At 58.7% G+C, this 9,172-nt stretch carries 9 protein-coding genes; 4 read left to right on the top strand and 5 right to left on the bottom strand.

The window, feature by feature from the left end; all coding sequences use genetic code 11:
* Positions 1-370: transposase (locus BGIM_RS67085; protein WP_238537615.1), on the bottom strand; the 370-nt coding region annotated here is incomplete at its 3' end.
* 243 nt (positions 371-613) lie between these two features.
* On the opposite strand from BGIM_RS67085, the gene acnA reads away from it, so the two are divergent.
* Positions 614-3,331, top strand: coding sequence for an aconitate hydratase AcnA (gene acnA, locus BGIM_RS0112410; protein ID WP_020470094.1), 2,718 nt, complete (start codon positions 614-616; stop codon positions 3,329-3,331).
* A 100-nt stretch (positions 3,332-3,431) separates the two neighbouring features.
* A complete protein-coding gene (locus BGIM_RS0112405; RefSeq protein WP_020470093.1) occupies positions 3,432-4,100 on the top strand; it encodes a DUF6928 family protein in 669 nt (222 codons plus the stop codon).
* 1 nt (position 4,101) lies between these two features.
* Here the strand turns inward: BGIM_RS0112405 and BGIM_RS50055 are convergent, their stop codons facing one another.
* Together BGIM_RS50055 and BGIM_RS50050 are read right to left on the bottom strand one after the other, a co-directional pair.
* Positions 4,102-4,395, bottom strand: coding sequence for a hypothetical protein (locus BGIM_RS50055; RefSeq protein WP_020470092.1), 294 nt, complete (start codon positions 4,393-4,395; stop codon positions 4,102-4,104).
* A 124-nt stretch (positions 4,396-4,519) separates the two neighbouring features.
* On the bottom strand, positions 4,520-5,023 hold the full coding sequence (locus BGIM_RS50050) for a sigma-70 family RNA polymerase sigma factor (RefSeq protein ID WP_020470091.1): 504 nt from the start codon (positions 5,021-5,023) through the stop codon (positions 4,520-4,522).
* 261 nt (positions 5,024-5,284) lie between these two features.
* On the opposite strand from BGIM_RS50050, the gene BGIM_RS0112390 reads away from it, so the two are divergent.
* Positions 5,285-6,715, top strand: coding sequence for a lactonase family protein (locus BGIM_RS0112390; RefSeq protein ID WP_020470090.1), 1,431 nt, complete (start codon positions 5,285-5,287; stop codon positions 6,713-6,715).
* A gap of 195 nt (positions 6,716-6,910) precedes the next feature.
* Here BGIM_RS0112390 and BGIM_RS0112385 read toward each other — a convergent pair whose 3' ends face one another.
* Both BGIM_RS0112385 and BGIM_RS0112380 read right to left on the bottom strand, forming a co-directional pair.
* The gene (locus BGIM_RS0112385; RefSeq protein ID WP_020470089.1) at positions 6,911-8,023 is read right to left on the bottom strand and encodes a radical SAM protein; all 1,113 of its coding nucleotides are present in this window, start codon (positions 8,021-8,023) and stop codon (positions 6,911-6,913) included.
* A gap of 175 nt (positions 8,024-8,198) precedes the next feature.
* The gene (locus BGIM_RS0112380) at positions 8,199-8,522 is read right to left on the bottom strand and encodes a DMT family transporter (protein ID WP_020470088.1); all 324 of its coding nucleotides are present in this window, start codon (positions 8,520-8,522) and stop codon (positions 8,199-8,201) included.
* A 401-nt stretch (positions 8,523-8,923) separates the two neighbouring features.
* On the opposite strand from BGIM_RS0112380, the gene BGIM_RS62805 reads away from it, so the two are divergent.
* A partial coding sequence (locus BGIM_RS62805) for an RNA recognition motif domain-containing protein (protein WP_162136259.1) occupies positions 8,924-9,172 on the top strand: 249 nt, incomplete at its 3' end.

Below are 9,172 nucleotides of genomic sequence, written 5' to 3'. Positions count from 1 at the left end.
CGTCGAACCCGTCCAGGCGGCGTTGGTGTTTGGCGATCACCTGCGGCTCGAAGGTGCCCCGCCGGTCACGCGGGGTCTGGAGCGTGAACTCCCCCATATCACCGCCGACCGTCTTGCGGGAATGTCCGTTGCGACGATTTTTGGCCGCCGGTTTGGCATCGTCGGGAACAGCGGCGGGTTCGACGGGACCGGCCGCCAACGCCGGGGTTGGCCGGCGTCCGAGATGAACATCCATCTCGGTGTTGAGCATCCGTTCGAGGGCCGACTTCATCATCGTCCGCATCAGGGCGTTGAGGTCGTCAATCGTCGTGGCCTGCGCGGCCATGTCCCGCGCCAGTTGCTCGGCTTGGGATTTCAAGATCGCGTCCATGCGTAATCTCCGTCAAAGAAAGAGGATGGGTAATACCCGTTCCACTCCCCTGACACAAGATTCCTTACAAGCCCGGAAATCGGATCAGTTTCGCCAGATTGACTCTGACATTTGCTCATCGGTTTTCCCTTTGCTCTTCATCCTTCACCCCCATCCTTGGTGAAGTCCTTTCCTAAGCGGGTCCGGCTCGCACAATAGAAAGAAGGTTTCAATTCGAGTTCCCGCAGCAAAGGATCGTTCGCAATGGGCAACAGCTTCGGCAGTCGTGCCACGCTGACCGTCGGCGGCACACCATACACCATCTATCGCCTGTCGGCGGTCGAACAGAAGTTTCCGCAGGCGGCGAAGCTTCCCTATTCGCTCAAAATCCTTCTCGAAAACCTGCTTCGCACGGAAAACGGATTGTCCGTGTTTCCCAAGGACATCGAGGCGATCGCCAAATGGGACCCCAAAGCCGAGCCGGACGCGGAAATCGGCTTCAGCCCCGCCCGTGTGTTGCTTCAGGATTTCACCGGCGTCCCCGCCATCGTTGACCTGGCGGCCATGCGCGACGCGATGAACGCCCTCGGCGGCGACCCGGCGAAGATCAATCCGTTAATTCCTTGCGAACTTGTCATCGACCATTCAGTTCAAGTGGACGATTTCGGCACTCCCTCGGCCTTCGAAAACAACACCAAACTCGAATACGAGCGAAACCACGAGCGTTACGTCTTCCTCCGATGGGGGCAGACCGCGTTCCGCAACTTCAAAGTGGTTCCCCCGGAAACCGGTATTGTCCACCAAGTCAACCTGGAATACCTGGCCCGCGTGGTCTTCGTGGATGACCAAAAGGTCGCCTATCCCGACACGTTGGTGGGCACCGATTCGCACACGACCATGATCAACGGTGTCGGGGTGCTGGGCTGGGGCGTTGGCGGCATTGAGGCCGAGGCCGCCATGCTCGGCCAGCCGGTTACCATGTTGATTCCGCAGGTCGTCGGTTTCCGCCTGAGCGGCAAACTGCCGCAAGGGACGACGGCCACCGACTTAGTGCTGACCGTCACCCAAATGCTCCGCAAGAAGGGCGTCGTCGGGAAGTTTGTCGAATTCTTCGGCGAAGGTCTCGCGGAACTGCCGCTGGCCGATCGGGCGACGATCGCCAACATGGCCCCTGAATACGGCGCCACTTGCGGCATCTTCCCGGTGGATGCCGAGACGCTCAAATTCCTGCGGTCCACCGGTCGGCCCGAGGAGTTGGTTCAACTCGTCGAAGCCTATTACAAGGAACAGGGCCTCTTCCATACCAAGGACACCCCGGCGGCCACCTACACGGACACCTTGGAACTCGACCTCTCGACCGTGGTGCCGAGCCTCGCCGGCCCGGCCCGGCCGCAAGATCGCGTGACGCTCAAGGACATGAAAAAGTCGTTCGGCGAAGTGTTGCCGAAGATGAAGGCCGCCGCCGTCGCCGCAAAGAAGCCGTTGAACGTCACGCCGCCGTCGATGATTCCGCTGGAACTCGGAGCCGGTTCGGCCGTCACCGCCGTTCAACTGGCGCCGAACACCTTGGTGGACGGTTCCGTGGTGATCGCGGCCATCACAAGCTGTACGAACACCTCGAACCCATATGTGCTGGTCGCCGCCGGATTGTTGGCCCGCAACGCCGTTGCCAAAGGGTTGCACAGCAAGCCGTGGGTGAAGACCTCGCTGGCCCCCGGCTCCAAAGTCGTCACCGATTATCTGACGGAAGCCGGTTTGCTCAAGCCGCTGGAAGACCTGAAATTCCACGTCGTCGGTTATGGCTGCACGACCTGCATCGGCAACAGCGGCCCCTTGCCGGAGTCCGTTTCCAAGCAAGTGACGGACAACAGTTTGGTGGTCGCCTCGGTGCTGTCCGGGAACCGGAACTTCGAGGGCCGGGTTCATGCGGAAGTGCGGGCGAACTACCTTGCCAGCCCGCCGCTCGTCGTGGCCTATGCCCTCGCCGGCCGGGTGGACATCGATTGGGATGTCGAACCTGTTGGCACCACGCGCGACGGCAAGGCGGTCTTCCTGAAAGACATTTGGCCGAGCCAAAAGGAAGTGTCCGACACGGTTCACCAGCATCTTCGCCGCGAGCAGTTCGAGAAGATTTACGGCAAGGTCTACGAGGGGGACGAACACTGGCAGGCCCTCAAGGTTCCCACCGGCAATCTCTATCAGTGGGAGGCGAAGAGCACCTACATCGCCAACCCGCCGTACTTCAAGGGAATGGCCAAGACGCCCGCCGCCGTGACGGACATCACCGCCGCCCGCGTGCTGGCCTTGCTCGGCGACAGCATCACGACGGACCATATCTCCCCCGCCGGGAACATCAAGAAGGATAGCCCGGCCGGGAAGTATTTGATCGGCAACGGGGTGCTTCAGAAGGACTTCAACCAGTACGGGGCCCGTCGCGGCCACCACGACGTGATGATGCGCGGCACCTTCGCCAACGTCCGCTTGAAGAACCTGCTGGTCCCCGGTGTCGAAGGGGGCGTCACCCGTCACCTGCCGGACGGGGCCGACATGTCCATCTTCGATGCCTCCATGCAATACCAGAAGGAAGGCACCCCGCTGGTGATCCTGGCCGGCAAGGAATACGGCTCCGGTTCGTCCCGTGACTGGGCCGCGAAGGGAACCAAACTTCTGGGCGTGCGGGCAGTCGTGGCCGAGAGTTACGAGCGAATTCACCGCAGCAACCTCGTCGGCATGGGTGTTCTGCCGTTGCAATTCAAGGCCGGCGAAAATGCCCAATCTCTTGGCCTCACCGGCGAAGAAGTGTACGAGATCACTGGCATCAAAGCCGCCCTCGGCAAAGTCGGTTCCGGCAAAGTTCACATCACTGTGAAAGCCGGGGACAAGAGTTTCGAGGCATTGATGCGGGTCGATACGCCGCAAGAAGTGCTTTACTACGAACACGGCGGCATCTTGCCGTATGTGTTGCGGCAGTTGATTAAGTAAGATCTCGTGAGTCATCAACTGATGAGATAACCAAAAAGAGCCTCGTTGCGAAAACAACGAGGCTCTTGTCATTTGTCGAAGTGAAGCATCGGAGACAATCATGGGCTGGAAGGCATCCTGCATTCTCGCCAGCAACCGCGAGGATGGTTACCTCGGCGCTCTGCCGGCACATGATCCCCAACGGGCTGATGAGATCATCCGGCAATTGGGCATGGGGGCTTTTGAGCGAGTCGGGCCGTCAACCTTCGACGAAGGAATCTATCCGCAAGACGATAGCCTCTATGTCGGAGCCTACGACGGGGCGATTGTTTTGGGATCGGAAGAAGTGGCCGCCGTTTGCATTTCCGAAAAGACACCCTCACTCATTCTCCATCTCGCTGACTGCCTGCCAAACGCCCGGATGATGGCGATGGTCTTGCACAGCGTCGTCAACCTGTATGGCTATGCCATCTACGAGAATGGAAAACTTCTCCGGGTCCGGGCCGGCAGCTCAGACGCCGGTGTGTTTCTCGACAAAGGCGAACCCTTGCCCGAGGAACAGATGTTGTTTGCCAAAAGCATCATGAAAGATGGGCAGCGAGTTTATCCCACCGAGATCAACGGCGAAGTGGAAGAGTTCTCGGAAGATTGTGTCGGGGAAGAATTCGTCTTTGAACTGTCGCGAAGATTTTTGGGAAAGCGATTTGATCAATTTGACGCGTGGGAACTAAAGATGGAAAAATTCGCCCGCGTCAAACGATCAATTTGGTCGTGGTTCAAGAAGGGTTGAATCATCCGCCGTCCGGTTGCGTGTCGGCCTCTCCGGCCAGGGCCGCCCGGAGTGAATCTTTGATTCGTATTTTCGATTCGTCAGCCATGCCGGTCGAATCCGAATCAATTTTTGGCGGCATCGTCACAAATTTGTCCAACACTTGGTTGATTTCCCCCAGTTGTGACCGGAACCGGCAGCAGGCGGCGCACATCAGACGATGGGCGGCCAAGGCGACTCGTTCGTCCACGCGGAGCGGGGTGTCGAGTTCTTTGGAGGTGAGTTCGGCCGCCCGCCGACAGGAAAAGAGAATCATGTTCTTATCCGCCCTTCGTGCCGGGAGCTTCCAGGCCATACCAGTTGATTGTCAGGCATTGCCACATGCGCAGTCGGGCGCGGTGCAGCAACACCCAGAGGTTCGCTTGGGTAATATCCACGATCTAACAAATTTCTTTGCCAGTCTGTTCTTCAAGATGCCACAGCACGAACACCTCACGAAGACGCGAGGGGAGTTTGTTCGCGCATCCTTGGATCACGGTCCAAAATTCTATCCGCTCGACATCCTCGGCGGGACTGCCGGACATCCAGCGTTTTAGTTTGTTCCGCCATTTGCCCGCCCCGTTGAACATGTCGTCGGTCGGTTCGTCGGCGCCAATCTCGGCCAGATGATTTCGCTCGCGCACGGTCTGGCGCAGCCAGTCAATGACTTTTCGCTTCAGGATGGCCGTGAGCCAGCTACGTTCCTTCGCCGCTCCGGCATAACGCTCCCGGCCGCGCCAGGCGGCGAGCAAGGTGTCCTGCACCAGATCTTCGGCCACGTCGGCCCGTCGCACCAAATGAAGCGCGTACCGAAACAGGTAGTCGCCATGCTGATCGACCCACTGTTGCGGATCGATCAGTTCTTGAACGGGGTCGCTCCCTGTCGTCTCCGGTCCGGTCATCATTTGTCCTCAAGGTCCGGCGGTGTTTCCAGGACGTGATTTCAGGAACGCTTATTGGTCGAAACCAAGGAAGCCACCTTACAAAACCCTCATCATTTTCCTGATTTTTGCATTCGGGATTTGCCTGTCGTTGTGGCGGACTGCTTCGGCTGAAACGATTTTATTGGCGGCGTGTAAGGTTGGTCGAATGAGAGCGACCAACGGCAAACGACCCAAGGGACGGACCCCCGGTCGAGTACCAACCGCAATCAAGGAGACACTCTCATGACATGGATGCGATCAGCCTCGCAAACTTCCCGATCAAAACGCACCCTGCTTAACGTGCAATCACTTGACGAACGGGCGATGCCCGCCGCTCTGAATTCATGCGGGCCTTGTGCTCCCGGCGCGAACGACACGGCGATTGTCTACACCGAAACGAACAACCCCCAAGACGGCCTGAATGCGGTGCTGGCCTTTCGGCGTGATGCCGCCACCGGAGATCTTACCCGCCTCGGTTCCTATGCCACCGGCGGCACCGGCCAGATCAACGTGCCCAAAATCGTCGGCCCAGATGACGGGGACCAAGAAGTGCAGGCGAGCGCCGATGGCAAGTTCGTTTATGCGGTGAACGAAGGCAGCGACAATATTTCTGCATTCCGAATTTTGGGGAAAGGATCGCTGCAACTTATTGGCACGTTCTCCTCAGGAGGAGATCAACCGGACAGCATCGGCTTGGCCGGCAACATCCTCTATGTCGCCAATCGCGGCGACGCCAGCCAGGGCCATCCGGGAACGACCACTCCCAACGTGACTGCGTTCAACATCAATCGGGACGGGACAATCACCCTGATTCCCGGCTCGGCGGTCAATTTCCCTGTGGGCACATTTGTGACGCAAACCCTCGTCTCGCCGGACAAGCGATTCCTGTTTGTCGAAGCCGCGACTCTGGCCGGGGTTCCCGGCGGAAACACGGTGAGTACCTTTCGGATTCACCCCGATGGCACGCTGACCGCCGCTCCGGGCGGTCCGGCCAGCGCCGGGGACAAGGCTCCCGTGTTGTTGGGGGCGGCGAGTCACCCGACGTTGAACATCATTTACACCGGGTTTGCATCTTCCTCCCAAGTGGGTGTCTTTTCCTATGACGAAACCGGCGGGACGAACTACGTCGCGCCGGTCGCCGACACAGGGGCCGCCCCTTGCTGGTGTGTGGTGAGCAAAGACGGGCGAACATTGTATGTCTCCAACACGGCAACCGATTCCGTGACGGTGTTCTCCCTGGCCGACCCGCTGAACCCGGTTCAAATTCAAGAGCTTCCCCTCGGCGGCCCGCGCGGCACAGCAGGCGGCCCGCGAACAAACTCCTTTGAAATCGCCCTCGACCCTACCGGGCGATACTTGTTTGCCATTACTCAATCGACCGACCCGGCGTTTCCGCAAGGCAATCAACTCCATACGCTGCGAATCGCCCGCGACGGCACTGTCAGCGAACCGCTGGCCCCGGTCATCTTCTCTCCGGCGGACGTTCCGGCCAACGCCCACGCTCAGGGCCTGGCGATCGTGCAAATTCAAAATACCAGTTCAGGCCACGCCCAAGTCGGCCCGATTTTCGGAGGTCTCTCTGATCCATCCATCGGGGATGATGGCACACCGACTCGTCTCAAGGATGTGATTCGATCATTCCGAGGAGCCCGCCGCTTTGGCCCCCGGCATTGAAGATGGGTAGATTGGGGGGATCGACATATTTGGCTTTGCAACCCAAGTCAGTCAAAGGCGGCTGCGCAAGTTACACCCAAACTTGGGCTGGAAAATGAGCAGATTTCAAGAGAAGCGACACGACTCGGGAAGTTAGGGCGTCGCTTACGCAACTACCTCTGACGGAAATCGATTCGAGGCAGGCGATCCCAAATCTTAAACGGTTTTCTTCCGGGCCTTCACACCCAATTCCAAAAGAGTCCCCGAGTGATTCGGCCGCTCTCCCGTCCAGGCGCCGACTTGGCCGCCGCCGCCGTTGACGCCGTTGGCGAGTCCGCGGGTCAGCATGAACCAGCAGAAGAAACAATGGTTGCTCGTCTTCCCCGGCAGGGCTTCGGGGTCGCGTTCCAGAATCTCATCGCGGATGGCCGAGAGACCTTTGCTGAAAATCTTCCCCACCACCGGGTGGGCGCGGCCTTGCTTGATGACCTGCTCGACGCTGTCCGTATAGATGTTGCCGATGGTCAGTTGGTCGAGATCGCTGGCGAAGCCGCAGCAGGGTTTCACGTCTCCCTTCGGGTTCACAATGAGGGCTTGGCCGGGGCCTTCGCAGTAATCTTCTTTGAACCATTCGCCATCCCAAGAATCGCCGGGTAGTTTCTCGGCCCGTTCGACGGCGGCCAGATGGTTCCAGTTGAGCGTCATCGTGAAGTCGGGGGCGACCAGCAGGTAGCGATGCAACAGCGGCGACCAGTCGATGACCGCATCCAGTTCCGTCGCCAGTTTGCGGATGGGGTCCAGACCCTCTTCGGGAGACCGGCTCGCATAGGAAAGCGAGATCACATTATCGCGGTCGAAGATCTTCCGGCCCGCCCGGCAGAACTCGGCGAGCTTCGCGGTCTTGATGCCGTGAAACTTGTCCACGCTCAGGCCGAGTTTGCCGTTGAAGCCCGCGCGTTTCAGACCGCGAAGAACTTTGTAAAGCTGCTTCTCGTCCGTGAACCAGACTCCGTTGGTCTGCACTTTGTCGAAGCGCATCCCCAGTTCGGCCGCCCGCTTGGAGACGGCAATCACAAACTCCGGGTAGACAAACGGCTCGCCCCCGGTGAAGCCGAGGGTGCGGATGCCTGCCTCATGCGCCTGTTCGAGAAACCGGATGGCCGTGGGGATGTCGAGGTAGTCTTCCCATTCAATGGGGACGCAACAATGCGGACAGGTGAGGTTGCACTGGAAGGTTCCCGCGAACGAAATGTACGTGGGCCGAAACCGGCGCGGCCCGCGTGGCCGGGGTTCGCTGCGGTTCAAAATCGGTCGTTCAGTTTCAGACATGGTTTCTTTTTTATTGAAGAAGACTTCTCGCCAAGTTGCAGAGAAGACAGAAGAAGTATCTCTCGCAAAGCCGCAAAGACACGAAGAAGAGAGAGAACAAGACATTTTTCATTTGTCTTCTTTGTGTCTTTGCGGCTTTGCGAGAGATACTTCTTCTGTCTTCTCTCTTCTCAGCTCAATGATCGGAAGACATCTTCAGGCCCAGAATTCCCAGCATGATGATCGCCATGAAAATCAGTTTGGAAGGGGAGGCCGATTCGTTGAACAGATAGATGGAAAGAGACACCGCCCCGACGGCGCCGATTCCGGTCCAGATGGCATAGCCGGTGCCGAGCGGGATCGTGCGGACGGCGAGGGCCAGACAGAACACGCTGGCGATCATGCCGATGACCGTCAGCACGGTCGGCCAGGGCTTCGTAAAGCCTTCTGTATAGTGGAGGCCGATGGCCCAGCCGACTTCAAGCAAGCCAGCGACAACAAGGAGGATCCAGTTCGTCATTTCGATGATTTTAGAGGCGGCCAGACTGAAAAACGAAGTTTCTAAAAATTCTGTTAATGACCGGAAAAAACCGCTTGCAGTGAAATTTACCTGCGGTATGATTTTTCGTGAAAGGGTTAGGTTCCTGGTACGAGTGGTTGATGATTCTTGAATCGGCACACTTTGGTCAGGTTGAGACGACGGTTTCCCATTTTGGTGATCTTGTTATCTCCCTCCCTATTGCAGACTCGATTTCGCGCGAGCAATCGCCGCGAACGACCAACGCCCCCGCCGGTGCGGTCTGCCAACCGGTTTGTGTTATTTTCTGATTTCTGGACGGAGCCTGCCGCCTGACATTAAAGAAGTCGGCGGAGGCACAGGGGATGGTCTCTGCGGGACCACCCGGAGAAGGTGTGACGATGGTGAACATTTATGTGGGCAACCTCAGTTGGACATGCACCAACGAGGACCTGGTGCAACTCTTCAGCCAGCACGGCACGGTCGCCCGGGCGCAGGTGATCTTCGACCGTGAAACCGGCCGCTCCCGCGGTTTCGGTTTCGTCGAAATGCCGACCGAATCGGAAGCGGCGGCGGCGGTGGCCGCGCTGAACACCTCCGAATTCATGGGCCGGCCGCTGACGGTCAACGAAGCCCGCCCCCGCGAACCCCGT

Source organism: Zavarzinella formosa DSM 19928, assembly GCF_000255705.1.
Taxonomy (GTDB): domain Bacteria; phylum Planctomycetota; class Planctomycetia; order Gemmatales; family Gemmataceae; genus Zavarzinella; species Zavarzinella formosa.
This window is presented reverse-complemented; position numbering and strand designations above follow the sequence as displayed.

Excerpts from the sequence above, each read along its gene's own strand:
- acnA (WP_020470094.1), top strand. The coding sequence starts at position 614 with ATGGGCAACAGCTTCGGCAGTCGTGCCACGCTGACCGTCGGCGGCACA.
- BGIM_RS0112405 (WP_020470093.1), top strand. The coding sequence starts at position 3,432 with ATGGGCTGGAAGGCATCCTGCATTCTCGCCAGCAACCGCGAGGATGGT.
- BGIM_RS50055 (WP_020470092.1), bottom strand. The coding sequence starts at position 4,395 with ATGATTCTCTTTTCCTGTCGGCGGGCGGCCGAACTCACCTCCAAAGAA.
- BGIM_RS50050 (WP_020470091.1), bottom strand. The coding sequence starts at position 5,023 with ATGATGACCGGACCGGAGACGACAGGGAGCGACCCCGTTCAAGAACTG.
- BGIM_RS0112390 (WP_020470090.1), top strand. The coding sequence starts at position 5,285 with ATGACATGGATGCGATCAGCCTCGCAAACTTCCCGATCAAAACGCACC.
- BGIM_RS0112385 (WP_020470089.1), bottom strand. The coding sequence starts at position 8,023 with ATGTCTGAAACTGAACGACCGATTTTGAACCGCAGCGAACCCCGGCCA.
- BGIM_RS0112380 (WP_020470088.1), bottom strand. The coding sequence starts at position 8,522 with ATGACGAACTGGATCCTCCTTGTTGTCGCTGGCTTGCTTGAAGTCGGC.